Raw genomic sequence first — 16,364 nt, 5'->3', positions numbered from 1 at the left:
TAAAAATGCAATAAAAATATGGAGAAACGGTATGAACCTTTTACCACCTAACCCTACAGAAATGAATAAAATTGAACCTGTGGAGCGAATTCTATTGCTGGATTAGGAAAATGGCGCCAATAACGCCTAGCGAAAAAATTTGGCTGGGGGAGTTGATTTTTCGACATTTTTTGTAGATTTGTCGAGTAATGACAGGTCAACAGGAAAATATTAAAGAGGAAATTATCTTATCATCCATGAAAGTGTTTGAAACATATGGATTTGCAAGGGTTTCTATGCAGGATATTTCAAAAGCTTGTGGAAAGGGGCGGAGCACCTTATATTACTATTTTACCAGTAAAATGGATGTCTTTGATGCAATTGCTGAGTATCTATGTCAGCAAGTGTTTGAGGTCGCGAGTAAAACTTATAACAGGGACGCTTCACTGGAAGATAATTTAGTCGGTTTTTTACAAGCAAAACTACGTCAGATTAATTTAATTACGAAACGTTTTCATCTCGCATTCGAAGATATGAAATCCGATCCAGCCTTGATGGTTTCGAAAACACGTTATATGCTGGACGACGAGATTAAGTTGATTCGTGAAATGATTGAATTAGCCGTTAGGAAAGAAGAAATTCAGGCCTTAGAGGAAAAGGATATCCTGTTTTTATCCGAAATGTTAGTGACAACATCACGTTGTTTTGAGCAGGAAGTTTTACTTTTTGATCGTTTTCCAGATTTTGAAGCTAGGCTTTCCTGGTTGACAAGTATATGTGTTAAGGGGTTGCGCTAACAATTAGGCAGTGTAGCGCGAAGTAATTATTTTGAACAGTAAGGATGTAGATTTATTGTTCTTTTTTTTGAAGCTTGTTTCGACAAAAATACAAAATATGTCTATTTTGATTGGTCGATTCTTTTTATACAGACAATAAACAGGATTACAACTATGGTGTTAAATGCGAAAGTAGGAAAGTCGGTAAATAGCTTTGCATCAGAAAGATGCGTTTTGGTCATGGTGGAGACAGAGGAAACAATCCGCCCTGAAATGATGGGATTGTTGGATCCAGATATTGATTGTTATTTATTAATACACAACGATGTGGAGCGCTTGGATAGCCTAGCTCTTGCGCTGGAAAATGAAAATAAAAAGGTTCGACTAGCCCGAGATTTTGAGGAACTGAAACAGATGCGTTTTTTGAACCACCCATTACAACAAATTGCCGTTAAAATTTTGAAATAATCTAAATATGTATAAAGTTGTTTATTCTTTATCTCGTAAGCTGAAGTGGAAAGCCAGCGAGATTTATCATTTTCTCTATCAAAGTTTCCCGGAGATAAAAAATATTGATTTATTGTTGGATGACCAGCAATTTTTGCTTGTCCTTCGGATTAGCACCCGATTGGAATTTTCTATTCTGAATATATGCCAGAAGCAGGGCTTGGCAATGCAATTTGTACAGGTCGAGGATACTGATTAGGTTTTCCGATTTACAAAGCTAGCCTATTAGAGATGTTCAGGCATGATACGATGAGCCGTAAAGAAATATCAATTTGAGCTTTATAGCAAAATCATTCTGAAAGTTACTTTTTACTTTTGATATCGTTCCTTCAAAACATTTTTCACATCCATTGGTTAATTTTATCGTGCGGATGGAATCTGTGTTGCATCATAGGAATTTTATGCATTTATTTAAAACAGAAAACAACAATTTTATCAAGTATGAGTACATTTTCAATTAGAGCTTTTGGAACAAGCGCACCAACGGCTGATCTAAAACAGATGGATATTGAACGCCGTGAAGTGACGGATAAAGATGTCGAGATTGATATCTTATTTTGTGGGGTTTGTCATTCGGATTTACATACAGCGCGAAATGAATGGGGCGGAACCGTTTATCCGAATGTACCCGGTCATGAAATTGTGGGTCGAATTACTAAAGTTGGATCCGCTGTAACCAAGTTTAAAGTTGGTGATTTGGCCGGCGTAGGCTGTATGGTAGATAGTTGTCGCGAATGTGAAAGTTGTAAGGAAGGATTGGAACAGTATTGTGAAAATGGAAATATCCAAACATACAACGGACACGATAAGCACCTTAATAAACAGACATTTGGTGGTTATTCTGAACGTGTTGTAGTAGATCAGGATTTTGTGCTCCACATTCCTGAAAATTTGGATCTCGCAGCGACAGCACCTTTATTATGTGCTGGAATTACCACTTATTCACCTTTGAGGCATTGGAATGTGGGACCAGGAAAAAAAGTTGGTATAGTTGGTATAGGTGGCTTGGGACACATGGGAGTCAAAATCGCGAAAGCAATGGGAGCGCAGGTCGTTGTTATTACAACGTCTGCTTCTAAAGTTGATGACGCCAAACGTTTGGGTGCTGACGAAGTGATCTTGTCAACTGATGTAGAACAAATGAAGGAACATGCAGGAACATTACATTTTATTTTGGACTGTGTTTCGGCACAACATGATATCAATGCCTATTTAAGTTTATTGAAACGAGATGGTTCTTTGACTCTCGTTGGTGCTCCGGAGCATCCACTTCCTGTGGCTCCTTTTAGTCTGATTCCAACACGTAAGAGTTTTTCAGGTTCTATGATCGGAGGGATAGCCGAAACACAGGAGATGCTTGATTTTTGTGGTAAACACAATATTATATCCGATATAGAGCTGATTAAAATGCAGGATATCAATCATGCCTATGATAGACTATTGAAAAGCGATGTTAAATACAGGTTTGTTATTGACATGGCGAGTTTGAAAAACTAGCACAAGAAAATTATTCAATGCTGAACCATCAAGGGGAATTTCGAGTACCTTTGATGGTTCAGTTTGTTTATATAGGTATTTTCACCTAATTATTGAGCTAACCTTTTACCCTTTAAAATTGTTAATATGGGGTAGTGAATTCAACTATTGGTCGTTTTTATGGAAAAAGATAAAATTATTGTATTTTGGTTTCGTCGGGATCTACGTCTGGATGATAATGCTGGGCTTACTCGCGCCTTAGCTTCGGGCTATCCTGTATTACCTATATTCATATTTGACGAGGATATTCTAATGCAATTGGAGGATAGGAGGGATCGACGTCTTCATTACATCCATCAGGCTTTAACCCGTATCAATACCCTACTCAGAGAAAGTGGCGCAACTTTGAATACGTTCTATGGTAAACCTATCGCTATCTACAGGGAGTTGATTGAAAAATTCGATGTGCAGGGAATCTATTGTAATCGGGATTATGAACCGAAAGCAATTCGTCGGGACAAAGAGATTTTCGAGCTTTGTACAGCTAGGGGAATTCCTTTCAAAGCTGTGAAAGATCAGGTTATTTTCGATAAAGGAGATATTTTAAAGAATGATGGAACACCCTATACGGTTTATACGCCGTATGCAAAAAAATGGCGGGAGAAATTACGTCCTGAGGACCATCTTTCCTATACCTACACGACGGGATTTTTCTTTCAGCAGAACCATCAGCAGATTATTTCTTTGGCGAATTTAGGGTTTCTGGAGACTGACCTTATTTTTGAAGAACCAGAGCTGAATGCGACGATTATTGACCATTATGATACCACCCGCGATTATCCGGCATTAATGGGCACAACCAAATTGGGGATCGCACTTCGTTTTGGAACAATCAGTGTTCGTCAATGTGTTACTTTTGCTTTAAAACACAATGCGACCTGGTTGTCTGAATTGATCTGGCGTGAATTTTTTATGCAGATACTCTATCACTATCCACATGTTGTTACGGAGTCCTTTAGAAAGCAATACGATGCCATACAATGGCGAAACGACGAAGTTGAATTCCAGCAATGGTGCAACGGAGAGACCGGATATCCTATGGTCGATGCGGGTATGCGCCAATTGAATAGTTCGGGTTATATGCACAATCGCGTACGAATGGTCGTAGCCAGTTTTCTTTGTAAGCATCTTTTGATTGACTGGAGATGGGGGGAGGCCTACTTTGCACAAAAACTAAATGATTATGAGCTGTCAGCCAACAATGGTAACTGGCAATGGGCCGCAGGCAGTGGTTGTGACGCAGCCCCGTATTTTAGGGTTTTTAATCCGACGCTCCAGGCTGAGAAGTTCGATAAAAATCAGGAATATATAAAACAATGGGTTCCTGAATTAAACACTTTAGACTATTGTAAGCCTATTGTTGACCATCAGTTTGCCCGTGATCGTGCGATAAAGACCTACGCAAAGGCGTTGAAATAATGGTATTGAATGTCTGCTCCTTACGAGCGGTTTTAAGGACCAACAAGTAGGAGCGGACATTCAATGTATCTAATTTTATTGATCTAAAAACTCGGCAACAAATGCGTCAAATGCCTGTGGATTTTCGGCTTGAACCCAGTGACCGGCATTGGGAATTGTTTTAAACACGGCATTAGGAAATTGTTCCCTGATCTTAATTTTATCTTCAGGTAATATATATCTTGATTTCTCTCCAGGTAGAAATAATGTGGGACCGTTGAATATTCCCGATTTTACCCCGACAGTGATGAACTCCGTATATTTATTTTTTAAAACATCCAGATTAAAGCGCCAATCTAATTTCCGATCTTCTCTGATATATACATTTTTCAATAAAAATTGGATAACTCCCGGATCACTCAAATAGTGTTCAATCTTTACTTGTACATCTTTCCTGTTATCCAGTGTTGTGATATCCACAGCAGATAGCGCATCGAAGATATCCTCGTGATGTGGCGGATAAGCTTTTGGGGCTATATCAGCGATGATCAGTTTTTCAATTTTTCCGGGATGATCAATAGCAAATTGCATCGCTACTTTTCCGCCCAAAGAATGGCCCAATAGGAGGACTTTATCTGCTCCAATGGATGTTATATAGGCCAGCAGATCTTCTACCATAACTTCCACCGACATATCTTCACTATGGAAACTTCGTCCGTGATTACGAAGATCGAGTAAATGTACCTGTCTTTTCTCTCCGAAACTACGACCAAAGGATCCCCAGTTGTCTGCCATACCAAAAAGCCCATGCAGAACAATTAATGGAGTGCCACCGTTATCTGCGCCATATATTTTGCTGTGTTGTAATTCTTTCAATGCCATGCTATCTATTATTGCAATTATCACCTCTCTGTGATCTGTATATGCAGCGAAGTTAGCTTTTGTTGGTGATTTTTTGATCGAAATTATGTAAAACATTTACATCACTTCCTAGTTGATCCCATCTTGTCGCTCTTATCAAAATGGTAGTATTTGGTGATTTATTGGTAGTTCATCGCCGCCATGTCCACCTTAATTTTGTGTAAACTTAATTCATAAAATAGATGAGCAATAGCGCGTTAATAGTCATTGATCTTCAAAATGAGTATTTTGAAGATGGCGGAATGGAACTTGTCGATCCGTTGAAAGCAGGTAAGAATGCAAGAAGAGTGATCGACCAATTTAGGCGAAGAAAATTGCCAGTGGTTCATATCCAACATATTTCTTCAGATCCCAAAGCAATGCCATTCTTTATTGATGGTACAAGAGCTGCCGAAATTCATGAAAGCGTAAGTCCAATGCCAAATGAGCTTGTCATACGTAAACATTTTCCCAACAGCTTTAGAGAGACAGAATTATTGGATTACCTTCGCAAAAATAAGATCGAGGAACTTGTTGTCGTAGGCATGATGACCCATATGTGTATTGATGCCACGGTACGTGCTGCTTTCGATTTGGGCTTTCCATGTACGGTAATTGATGATGCCTGTGCGACGCGCGATCTTGAGATCAATGGCTTAGTAGTTGGTGCACTGGAGGTTCAGCATGCCTTTCTCGCAGCATTGGCATTCTTTTATGCGGAGGTTCAGGACACCGAGACGTACTTGGAACGCCATTGATTTCAATGAAAGTTGGGCCATGTGGTTGCCGATCTGCACGGCTCGATTTTCATAACGTCAATTTGTATATGTAATTCAGCATCTATTTTTTGAATTCCTGAATAAATGCACCAATGGTTTTTCCAGTTTGAGTTTTGAAAAACCGCATTAAATGATTGGGTTCTGAAAAGTTAAGGTCAAAAGCAATTTGATTAACGGAATGGTCAGAATGGATAAGAAGGTCCTGAATCTCGAATAGTAAACGCTGCCGAAGTAGGTGTGTCGCTGTGGTATTAAACTGTGCTTTAACGGCCTGATTTAACGTAATCCTACTTATTCCCATGAGTGTCGCATATTCGTTTACCCGTTGTTTTTCCCGAATGAACTGTTCCATAAGTTCTTTAAATTGATAGGCGAAGTTATTTTCCGCTTTTTGGTTCGGCAGCTTATTCAAGCGGGCATATTTTCGGTTTAAAGTCTGCAATAGGTAATAAAGTAAAGATCGAATAATATGGGCACTATCTGCTTGGGTTTCGATAAGTTCAAGTTTAATTTCGGCAAGAAGACCACAGAATTTTGACATATGTGTGTCATCTGCTATAATTTGGGGAACATAACTAAGCTGGTAGAAATATAATAGTTTATATGTGAATAGTTTATCTGAAAAGAAATCATTCAAAAAGTCTTCCTGAAAAATCAATGTTGTAAATTCAAGGTGTTCTGGATCCAGTTCCCAGGTATGTTTTTGAAAAGCCGAAATAAAGATGATTGAATTGTCGGACAAGGAGAGGATCTCTTGCCCCAATATTAATCTACCTTTGGCTTTTTTGAAAAATAGAATTTCAAAAAAATCTTTATGGTAAGTATCTTGATGTGTATAATCCGTTTCTTTTTCATTGAGGACATTCAACAAAAACTCAACACCGCATTCACCCTTATGGAATTTTATTGTTCTCAATCTAGATTACTTTAATGAACCAAAAATACTAAACTTTATACGTTACACCAGCCTAAATACAAATATTATCGTACCGTTTTAGTCTCATGTTCATTGCCGCAACTAAGCAGGGAATAAGGATTGGAGGCGAAGTGTTTGAATGGTAAAAAGGTTTTCTGTTATTGGGTATTTTTCAAAAAAGTAATCAAAACAGTAATCAGAACAGTTCATGGAGAATAGATGAGTTGGGGGGGATGTTATGAGAGAAGCTGAATTTTGAAAATGGAAATAAAATTTTTGGTAAAAGTGATTTTCATCACTTTTTTGTTGGGAAGAATACGCTACATTTACTGCCGTAGCCATTTATCCAGTAAGATTAGTCTTTGGTATCGACAAAAATTATTTAGCCATAAAAATATATTATTTGGGGGTTTTCTCGTTATGAGAGGCCCCTTAATTTTTATAACAACCTCTAGTTCTGAGATGAAGGGACTATGTACGCCACCGCAAGCTTGAAGTCTTGTTTTAAAGAAAATAGGTCTTTTCGACCGCTTTCAATAACTTGTTCGAAAAGACCTATAGGTGTCTTCTTATTCCTGCTTAGTAAATTGCATTCTGTGCCGTTAATATAACAGGAGCGCCATCGGTAATGAGAATTGTATGTTCATGTTGCGCCATGAATCCACCTTTGTCCCCAACCATTGTCCAGCCGTCGTTGAGTTCGGTCGCGTATGTGGAGGTCGTTGAAATAAAGGTTTCAATAGCAACAACGGTATTTTTTCGAAATCTTCGTTGGTCGAAGCGATTTTTATAGTTAAGCAATTCATCGGGTTCCTCATGCAGACTTTTTCCTACACCATGTCCGCCAAGGTTCTTGATGACTTTATAGCCTCTTTTTTTCGCTTCAGTTTCTATTAGATGCCCAATATCGGCTATTTTCACACCACCACGAATATTATTGATTGCTTTTTGAAGAATTTCTTTTGATGCTTTTACCAATTTTTCGTGTTGAAATATGTCCTTTCCTATAACAAAAGAACAACCATTATCAGCCCAATACCCATCCAGTTCGGCAGATACATCGATATTGATCAAATCACCTTCTTGTAGTAGCCTTTCCGCGGTAGGTATTCCGTGGCAAAACTCGTTGTTTATACTGATACAGGTGTAGCCCGGGAAACCATAGGTAAGAGCAGGAGCAGAATTCGCACCCATGCTTTTTAATATTTCGGCTCCATATTCGTCAAGCTCTTTCGTGGACATACCCACTTGAGCATGTGCTATCATAGCTTTTAAGGTGATGGCAACGGCATCGCTCGCTTTTTGTATGCCTGTTAGTTCTGTTTCATTCGTTATAGACATCGCTGATGTTTTTATTGTGGAGCAGGTGAGCTCTGTTTTTTATTTTGTTATTTATAACTACCGGGAACAAATGATTGAAGGTCATTTTGTTTTAATCGGATATAAACCAGTACAAAGGTCTTAATAAAATTGAATAAAATAGGCATTTGCTTGCGATTACAAGTAAATATACTGTGTTTGGGCGTTAAAAGTCTAATAACAAATGCCGAAAAGCAATGTGTTTTTGCCCTAGTTTTTATTGTTTTAGTCCTTTGTTTTGATGTTTAGACATTTATTTTTTTATGTATCTTTACATAACTTTATGATGTTGCTATTGATCATTTAAATTAGAATAAAATGGCTTTATTAGATACCCTAGCATGGCGTTATGCCACAAAAAAATACGACCCTACAAAAAAGGTCGCTCAGGAAGATTTGGATAAGATTTTGGAGGCAGCACGTATGGCTCCGAGCTCGTCTGGACTTCAACAGTTCCGTGTGATTGTGATTACGAATCAGGAATTAAAAGAAAAAATTGTACCTGTGGCTTGGGGGCAACAAATTGTTGCTGATAGCTCACATTTATTGGTCTTCGCAGGATGGGATAGCTATACGGACGAACGTATTGATAATACCTTCGACAAGATGAATGCGTTGAGAGGTTTACCTTTAGACACCACTGACGAGTATAAAAATAGATTAAAAGCACAGTTATCGAGCCTATCCGTTGAGCAACAAGCAGCCCATGCGGCTAAACAAGCCTATATTGCTTTTGGTCTGGCAATTGCTCAGGCTGCAGAATTAGGCGTTGATGCGACTCCAATGGAGGGTTTTTCAAATGCCGAATTGGATGAACTTCTTGGTTTAGATAAACTGGGATTGAAGAGTGCAGTCATGCTTCCTTTAGGCTATCGGATGGAAGAACAAGATTGGTTGCTGAAGCTGAAAAAATTTAGACTTCCGAAAGAGGAATTTTTGATTGAACTCGCATAAATTGCAGAACAGTATAAAAAAAGCGTTTCAACACTTGGTTGAAACGCTTTTTTTATAATTGCCTCCAACTTACCCAGGGACCGCCTTTATAGACTACATAAGTTTACTGTTTGCCCCTTTTTTAGTTTGACATATTGTATGGTGTTATCTTTCTGTAAGGTCTTTTTCGTACTGACATACATGAGCGTCTTGGGTTCAAAAATTCGAAAGGTACCATCTTCGGTCGCAGTTATTTTCAGCATAACGATTTTATCTCCTTTTTTTTCAGCGCTCACGATAAATCCGCCCATCGTTCTTAAATTTTTGAAAGATGCTGTTGCCCATTCAGCAGGTAAGGCTGGGAAAATTTCTACATAGTTATTCTTGCTCTGAATGAGCAATTCGTGTATTCCTTGTGCAAACGCAAAGTTACCTTCCAACGTAAATGGTCGATACGTAAAGTCTGAATATTGCCCACCTTTCTGGTCGCCATTCAGATGAAAGGAATTGGTGGAACAAAAGTTCTGCGCAAATTTTTGAAGATTGCTAACGGCTTCCTTTCCTTGTTTAGCTCGCGCGTGTAAACAAGCCATCCATGCAAAGGAATAACCTACCCACGCACGGGTACCCAGTTTTTCAATATGATCTAGGGAACTTTCGATGAGCTCTTTTTCCTGCGGATTATTGATGTCTAATAAATCCAATGGATAAATTGCCATATAGGGAGACATATGCCGATGGGAATGTTTCATTGGAAGATTTACAGCAACTTGTAGTCCGGTTTTATCCGTCGCATAATGAGGTAGTTGGGCCTTACATTTTAACCAAGCTTGCGCTTCTTGCGGTTTTCCCATTGCTGTGCTCACCTCAGTAGCAGCCTGGAATAGAAAATGCGCTAAGCTAAGGTCGAAATTGGTCCAATTGTCAAACCACGCTGATACACTATTGTCGTTGTATTCGGGACTGCTACTCAAAGGCAGATAACGGAGTCCATTTTTTAATGTGGTTATATTCTTAAGGTAAGTCGCAGACTCAATGATATAGGGATAGGCTTGTTCTCTTAGAAAGGTTTTATCCATACTATATTTCCATTGCCAATAAAAATGTTGGGCCGCCCATGCACCAATCGTAGGAGAAAGAGAATACTGAATCCATCCACCCATAGGGTCTCCATTTAAAGTAAGGACACCGGGTACATTCAGCCCATCGACACCGAAATATTGCTTTGTAAAGTCGCGATTTTTTTTGCGGATCTTCCAGAGCCAATCTGTATAGCTTTTGGCTTCGGCTAATCTATTCCGCGAATAGGCTGGCCAATAGCTCAATTGGGTGTTAAGGTCATTGTGAAAGTCTCCTTTCCAAGGGGGGAGGCCACCATTATCTGCCGTCCATACGGCCTGAAGCGTAATTGCTGGAGCGCCTTCTCTTGCGATAGCACCGAGCTTGTACATATCAAGATAATATTGCTTTTCAAGATTTTTTTCAGGAATAGTTATACTTGATTTGGACCAATAGTTTGACCACCAATGCAAATGGCTTACTTGTTCTTCGGTGTATTTTTTGAGGGAAAGTTCAGAAGGGTTTGCCCTTTGATCGTTGACGATTGTCCAATATCCAATCAGTTTTTTAGCTGATATTTTTTCCCATCTCAATACAACTTCAAAAAAATGATTGTCATAAGTTTTTTGGTGCAGCACTTCGTAATTGCTGGTTCTGGTTATATTTCCTTGCTTATATCCTAATCTTCCTAAATCTTGACCTTCTACAACGCTTTTGTTTTCATCTTTGTTTGCGCTATTTTCATATTGATGGGGAATTAATTGAGGAACAAGTTCACTCACATTGTTTCCTGTAATTTCAAAATAGCCAAAGGGTTTATAGGCGTGTATGAAGGTTCTTAATATCCGACCATCTTTGAATTTAAGAATATTGGTGGCCTGTTCCAAGTCAAGTACGTTCGAAACGACAGGGCCAAATTTCGCTAAGTCAAAGAACAGCGACGCTGCTGGAAGCTTGGTGGGATAGGGGGATCTATCGTAAGGAGCGTCTCCCCACTCTTGTACAATGCCATAGCTGTTGTTTTTTATTTGTTGTTGGACCCAATTGAAATTGTGGTTTTCTATTGCAAAGGCCTTTCTTTCATCCCATAGATCTGCGCGATCAAGTGAAAATCGAATCGTATTATCTTTTTTCCAAATCAGTGCACCCAATTGACCATTTCCCAACGGAATGGCTTCATCCCACCGCGAAGCTAACTGATCGAAATGGAGGTTGTTGTCCGGTGTCGGTTGACCGAAAGAGAACACTGTAAACGAACAGAAGAGTATTAAATAAAGATATTTCATAATTGAAAGGGTTAGCTTGTAAATTTAAAACTCTGGAAGGGGAGATACTGACACTATTGTTACTTTTTTGCATACTATTTTATCTATGCGATGCCCTTGAGCCTGTTGAAATCATTTTAATAGCAGATTTAGCGGTGGTTGTATGCAGTGCAGAAAACTAAAAAAGTTAATTCGTATCGAAATTGTTATACTTTTTGATTCGAATAAATATGTCGCAAAAGTGTTGTTTTATTGTCTGCTGTTTAACCAAGGAAAGTACGTTATGCTGTCTTAAATCAACCTTTTGAGCAGGTGGGTCTATAGTGTCCAGAAAATCTCGCAAGGGCAAGGGGTAATATTGTTTATGTTTCTGTTAATCTAGTTTTAGTATAATCCAGTGTTGTTCTCTAATTTTATCCTACTCGAAACGAGCACATTTATGGAATAGTTTCGGCTCCACTTAACGAAGAAAATAATCATTATTCATTTCGTTTAGTGCATAAACCTAAAATAATACAGAATAGATATATCCCCAGGCTATGAAAAAAAAGATTTTGGTGCTAATATTATTCGCGCTTGTGCTTATTGGTACAAGCATTTTGACTTTTGGAAAAAAAGAGCCAGTTGATTTTAGCGCTGATGTTAAACCGATATTGAATAAACATTGTATCACGTGCCATGGTGGGGTTAAAAAAAATGGTGGTTTAAGTTTTCTTTTTGAAAATGAGGCATTCGCCAAAGCCGAGTCAGGCAAATCAGCAATTATTCGTGGCGATGGCGAACACAGTGAACTGGTAAAGAGACTGATTTCCGATGATCCTGAATTGCGTATGCCTTACAATGCCCCTAAACTGAATGACGATGAAATTGATATACTCAAAAGATGGATCGATGAAGGAGCTAAGTGGGGAGAGCATTGGGCCTATACAACACCTAAGGAAACGGAGGTCCCTAAACCTTTTTCGTTGCTCAGTATATTTGGTGTAAAGCCCAAAGGGGTGAACAATACGATAGATTTTTTTGTTTTGGATAAGATGAAGGAGAAGAAATTGTCCTTTGCAGATGAAGCCGATAAAGCATTGTTGCTCCGAAGAGTGTATTTGGATCTAATTGGTATCCCACCCTCGTTGGCGGAGATTCAAGCCTTTGAAGCAGACCAGCGTGATGATGCTTATACCCGGCGGGTAGACAGTCTGTTGGCTTCTCAGAAATATGGCGAAAAGTGGGCGAGTTGGTGGTTGGATATGGCACGATATGCCGATACGAAGGGCTACGAAAAGGATGGCTCGCGCACGATATGGACTTATCGGGACTGGGTCATCAAGGCCTTAAACAAGGACATGCCTTATGATGAATTTACGATTGAACAGCTTGCCGGGGATTTGCTGCCGGAGCCAACCAAGGATCAGCTTATCGCAACCGCCTTCCATCGCAATACCATGAATAATGATGAGGGTGGGACCGATAGTGAGGAATTTCGGATGGCTGCGGTTTTGGATCGTTTAAATACAACTTATCAAGTATGGTTGAGTACGACCTTCGAATGCGTGCAATGTCATAGTCATACTTATGATCCGTTTAAATTTGAAGAATATTATAAATCGTTAGCTTTTTTTAACAACACCAGAGATGAAGATACCCAAGGTGATCATCCTAAACTGCGTTTTTATACTACACAGGATGAAAAGCGAATTGACAGTATAAAGAGGTGGTTGTCGACGACAGGAAATGCAAGCTTGGTAAAATCAACAGATCTATTCCTTCACACCCTTGAGCCCAAAGTCCATGCGCATTACAGCGACCAAATAGTAGATGGTGCGCTTTATGATACGAAATGGTTGGGGGTGCGAACTGGAGGATCGGCTCGATTAAGGGCAATAAACCTGAATAATAAACAGCAATTCTTCATGAATTTCTGGACAGGTGCGGTAGGTGGAAAATTGGAAATTCACTTGGATAAACTTAGCGGACCAATACTTGCCGTTATTGATTTGCCGAGTACGAATGGAAGACAGGTTATTCAGTCTCCCATAAGTGCGACTCGTGGTGTACATGACTTATATCTGGTTTTCAAGAATCCATCTGTCGCTCATGGACAGCCGATCTGCATGATTGAATGGTTTGCATTTCGCGAGAACTTTCCACATGAAAAGTCACTGGATAATATGAATTTTCAAAAAACTTTTCTCCAGTTGGTCAATATGCAACCTGAGGGGGTACCAATCATGATTGAAAATCCCAAAGACATGCATCGTAAGACCAATGTATTTATACGCGGTAACCGCCTGTCGCTAGGTGCTGAAGTGCAGCCCACGGTTCCGGCATCACTGAATAGTTTCCCTAAGGGGGCTCAACGTAATCGCTTGGGTTTTGCGCAGTGGATTGTCAGCAAGGAAAACCCATTGACAGCGCGAACTTTAGTTAATCGCGTATGGGCTCAACTATTTGGTCGGGGGCTTGTTGAACCATTGGGAGATATGGGCACACAGAGTATTCCACCGATTCACCGAGAATTACTAGATTATCTTGCCCTGGATCTGATGAATACCAAAAAGTGGAGTATAAAAAAATTGATCCGCGAGATGGTATTATCCGGAACTTATAAGCAGTCCTCTAGCTTGAACAATTCCAATTTTGAAAAGGATCCACAGAATTATTATTTGGCAAGGGGACCTCGCTTTAGATTATCTGCCGAACAGATTCGTGATCAGGCTTTAGCCGTAAGTGGATTGCTCAGCAATAAAATGTACGGACCAAGTGTAATGCCATACCAACCGGATGGGGTATGGATGACTGTATATAGCGGTGAGTCCTGGGTGAAAAGTGCTGGAGAAGATCAATACCGAAGAGGCATCTATACGTTTTTAAAGCGTACGAGTCCCTATCCTTCCTTTGTTTCTTTCGATGCTTCTAGTCGGGAGGTTTGTTTGGTCGACCGTATCCGTACCAATACACCGCTACAAGCGCTCGCTACATTAAACGATCCTGTTTACCTCGAAGCGGCTAAACATTTGGGGGCTATTATGGAAAAGGAGGGAAATGGAAACCTTAGAAATGGTATCCGTGTCGGTTATAAACGTGCAATGTTGAAGGATGCCGATGAAAAGAAACTCAAAGAGCTGGAACATCTTTATCAAAAAGCGTTGATTGATTTCAGCAAAAAGCCTGATTCGGCAGCCAAGTTTTTGAATGAAGATTTAGCAAAAAGCAATGTAAAGGTCCTGCCTTCAAAAGCTGCCTACATGCTTGTTGCCAATGCCGTGTTGAATCTGGACGAATTTTTAACGAAATCATAAATATGGACTGAAACTTCTGAATAAGGGCTTTCGTATGAAAACGAAGTCTTTTGTTAAGAAGGTTAAGGACTATGAAATAATAAGAATATAAACCGAAATGAGCTAAAGCTGCAGACTAAAAATTTAGCGACACAGCCCGTTCATATGTAATGATAGTCAGATGAAAGATCTAAATAAGCTAATAAAAGAAGCGCAACAATTTGAATTGCAGGCTGTCACAAGAAGACATTTCCTAAAGGATTGTGTGGCAGGTATCGGAGGTATTGCTTTGGGTAGTTTGCTGACGAGTTGTAATGGATGGGGACAGTCAAAATCAGCAGAAAAGTTGGATCTGAATGCTCTCAATCCGCTGGTACCCAAACCTCCTCATTTCCCAGGTAAGGCTAAAAGTGTAATTTATCTGCATATGGCCGGTGCTCCGTCGCAATTGGAGTTATTTGATTACAAGCCTGCATTGCAGAAATTACATAATCAACCTTGCCCGGAGTCCTTACTCGCAGGAAAGAAATTTGCCTTTATTCGTGGGGTTCCAAAAATGTTGGGGCCACAGGCTACTTTTAAACAGTATGGAGCAAGTGGAGCTTGGGTATCAGATCATTTGCCTCACTTTAGTAAAGTTGTTGATGAAGTGAGTTTTCTGAAGGCCGTGCATACCGATCAGTTCAATCACGGTCCAGCGCAATTGTTTATGCATACGGGAAGTGCCCGTCTCGGCCGGCCAAGCATTGGTTCATGGGTAACTTATGGCCTGGGATCTGAAAATAGCAATTTACCCGGATTTGTTGTGTTAACATCGGGAGGTAAAACACCGGATGCAGGAAAAAGTGTCTGGGGAAGTGGATTTTTACCATCGGTATACCAGGGCGTTCAATGTCGTTCAAAAGGTGATCCCGTATTATATATTGCCGATCCTGAAGGGATGGGAAGGGATATGAAGCGTGATTTGATTGATGCCATAAATAACGTCAACAAAACAGAATACGATACCTTTAGAGACCCAGAAACCTTGTCGCGGATTGCACAATATGAGATGGCTTATAAAATGCAGGTTGCAGTTCCTGAAGTGATGGACATCAATAATGAACCTGCTTATATTCACGAATTGTACGGAACTGAGCCGGGTAAAGAATCGTTTGCCAATAATTGCCTCTTGGCTCGGAAACTCGTAGAAAAGGGGGTACGATTCGTTCAGTTATTTGATTGGGGTTGGGACAGTCACGGTACAAATCCCGCAGATTCGATTGATCTTGGCTTTAAAAATAAATGCCGGGAGATAGATCGACCAATGACCGCATTGATTATGGATCTAAAACAACGTGGTTTGCTGGAAGAAACACTAGTCGTGTGGGGAGGGGAATTTGGACGTACACCGATGCAAGAAAATAGGGACAACAGCGATATGCCATTCCTGGGACGCGATCATCATACAGACGCCTATACCATCTGGATGGCAGGCGGGGGAGTTCGTAATGGCATAAGTTACGGTCAAACCGATGATATCGGGTTCGCGGGGGTAGAGGGGCGCAGTTCTGTACACGATGTCCATGCGACTATGCTCCACCTTTTGGGTTTTGATCATGAGAAATTTACATACGATTTTCAAGGAAGGCCATTCCGATTGACAGATGTGGAGGGTGAACTTATTCAAGCTATAATTTAAA

General features: G+C 39.9%; 13 protein-coding genes. 9 read left to right on the top strand and 4 right to left on the bottom strand.

All coding sequences use genetic code 11. From position 1 onward, the window contains the following. Window positions 1–188 precede the first annotated feature (188 nt). The 5 genes from CBM24_RS16940 to CBM24_RS16920 all read left to right on the top strand — a co-directional run bounded on the left by CBM24_RS16940 (window position 189) and on the right by CBM24_RS16920 (window position 4,217). Window positions 189–776, top strand: a complete 588-nt coding sequence (locus tag CBM24_RS16940) for a TetR/AcrR family transcriptional regulator (RefSeq protein WP_070565398.1) — start codon at window positions 189–191, stop codon at window positions 774–776. Window positions 777–929: 153 nt separating this feature from the next. Continuing rightward, window positions 930–1,223, top strand: a complete 294-nt coding sequence (locus tag CBM24_RS16935) for a hypothetical protein (protein WP_088162052.1) — start codon at window positions 930–932, stop codon at window positions 1,221–1,223. Between the two features lie 7 nt (window positions 1,224–1,230). Beyond that, window positions 1,231–1,461 carry a hypothetical protein gene (locus tag CBM24_RS16930; protein ID WP_046674596.1) on the top strand — a complete coding sequence of 77 codons (231 nt, stop codon included), beginning with the start codon at window positions 1,231–1,233 and terminating at the stop codon, window positions 1,459–1,461. A gap of 242 nt (window positions 1,462–1,703) precedes the next feature. Beyond that, entirely contained in the window at window positions 1,704–2,759 is a 1,056-nt protein-coding gene (locus CBM24_RS16925) for an NAD(P)-dependent alcohol dehydrogenase (RefSeq protein WP_088162051.1), read from the top strand. 159 nt (window positions 2,760–2,918) lie between these two features. Continuing rightward, the gene (locus tag CBM24_RS16920) at window positions 2,919–4,217 is read left to right on the top strand and encodes a cryptochrome/photolyase family protein (protein ID WP_088162050.1); all 1,299 of its coding nucleotides are present in this window, start codon (window positions 2,919–2,921) and stop codon (window positions 4,215–4,217) included. A 75-nt stretch (window positions 4,218–4,292) separates the two neighbouring features. Here the strand turns inward: CBM24_RS16920 and CBM24_RS16915 are convergent, their stop codons facing one another. Further along, entirely contained in the window at window positions 4,293–5,078 is a 786-nt protein-coding gene (locus tag CBM24_RS16915) for an alpha/beta fold hydrolase (protein WP_088162049.1), read from the bottom strand. Window positions 5,079–5,299: 221 nt separating this feature from the next. Here CBM24_RS16915 and CBM24_RS16910 point away from each other — a divergent pair, with 221 nt between their 5' ends. Then, the gene (locus CBM24_RS16910; protein ID WP_088162048.1) at window positions 5,300–5,854 is read left to right on the top strand and encodes a cysteine hydrolase family protein; all 555 of its coding nucleotides are present in this window, start codon (window positions 5,300–5,302) and stop codon (window positions 5,852–5,854) included. A gap of 82 nt (window positions 5,855–5,936) precedes the next feature. Here CBM24_RS16910 and CBM24_RS16905 read toward each other — a convergent pair whose 3' ends face one another. Together CBM24_RS16905 and map are read right to left on the bottom strand one after the other, a co-directional pair. After that, window positions 5,937–6,791, bottom strand: coding sequence for a helix-turn-helix domain-containing protein (locus tag CBM24_RS16905; RefSeq protein WP_198385930.1), 855 nt, complete (start codon window positions 6,789–6,791; stop codon window positions 5,937–5,939). A gap of 579 nt (window positions 6,792–7,370) precedes the next feature. Next, on the bottom strand, window positions 7,371–8,132 hold the full coding sequence (map, locus tag CBM24_RS16900; RefSeq protein WP_088162047.1) for a type I methionyl aminopeptidase: 762 nt from the start codon (window positions 8,130–8,132) through the stop codon (window positions 7,371–7,373). Window positions 8,133–8,468: 336 nt separating this feature from the next. Between map and CBM24_RS16895 the strand changes: the two genes are divergently transcribed. Continuing rightward, window positions 8,469–9,104 (top strand): NAD(P)H-dependent oxidoreductase, encoded by a 636-nt coding sequence (locus tag CBM24_RS16895; protein ID WP_088162046.1) that lies wholly within the window; start codon window positions 8,469–8,471, stop codon window positions 9,102–9,104. A gap of 86 nt (window positions 9,105–9,190) precedes the next feature. Here CBM24_RS16895 and CBM24_RS16890 read toward each other — a convergent pair whose 3' ends face one another. Beyond that, window positions 9,191–11,428, bottom strand: coding sequence for a glycosyl hydrolase family 95 catalytic domain-containing protein (locus tag CBM24_RS16890; RefSeq protein WP_088162045.1), 2,238 nt, complete (start codon window positions 11,426–11,428; stop codon window positions 9,191–9,193). A gap of 518 nt (window positions 11,429–11,946) precedes the next feature. Here CBM24_RS16890 and CBM24_RS16885 point away from each other — a divergent pair. Further along, window positions 11,947–14,703: a DUF1553 domain-containing protein gene (locus CBM24_RS16885; RefSeq protein WP_088162044.1), complete on the top strand. Its 2,757-nt coding sequence runs from the start codon at window positions 11,947–11,949 to the stop codon at window positions 14,701–14,703. 160 nt (window positions 14,704–14,863) lie between these two features. After that, complete coding sequence (locus CBM24_RS16880; RefSeq protein WP_088162043.1) at window positions 14,864–16,363, top strand: DUF1501 domain-containing protein; 1,500 nt, start codon at window positions 14,864–14,866, stop codon at window positions 16,361–16,363. Window position 16,364 lies beyond the last annotated feature (1 nt).

The sequence above is a fragment of the Sphingobacterium sp. G1-14 genome (assembly GCF_002196555.1).
Taxonomy (GTDB): Bacteria; Bacteroidota; Bacteroidia; order Sphingobacteriales; family Sphingobacteriaceae; genus Sphingobacterium; species Sphingobacterium siyangense.
Note: the sequence above shows the minus strand (reverse complement) of the source record. Positions and strands in the feature narration are given on the sequence as shown.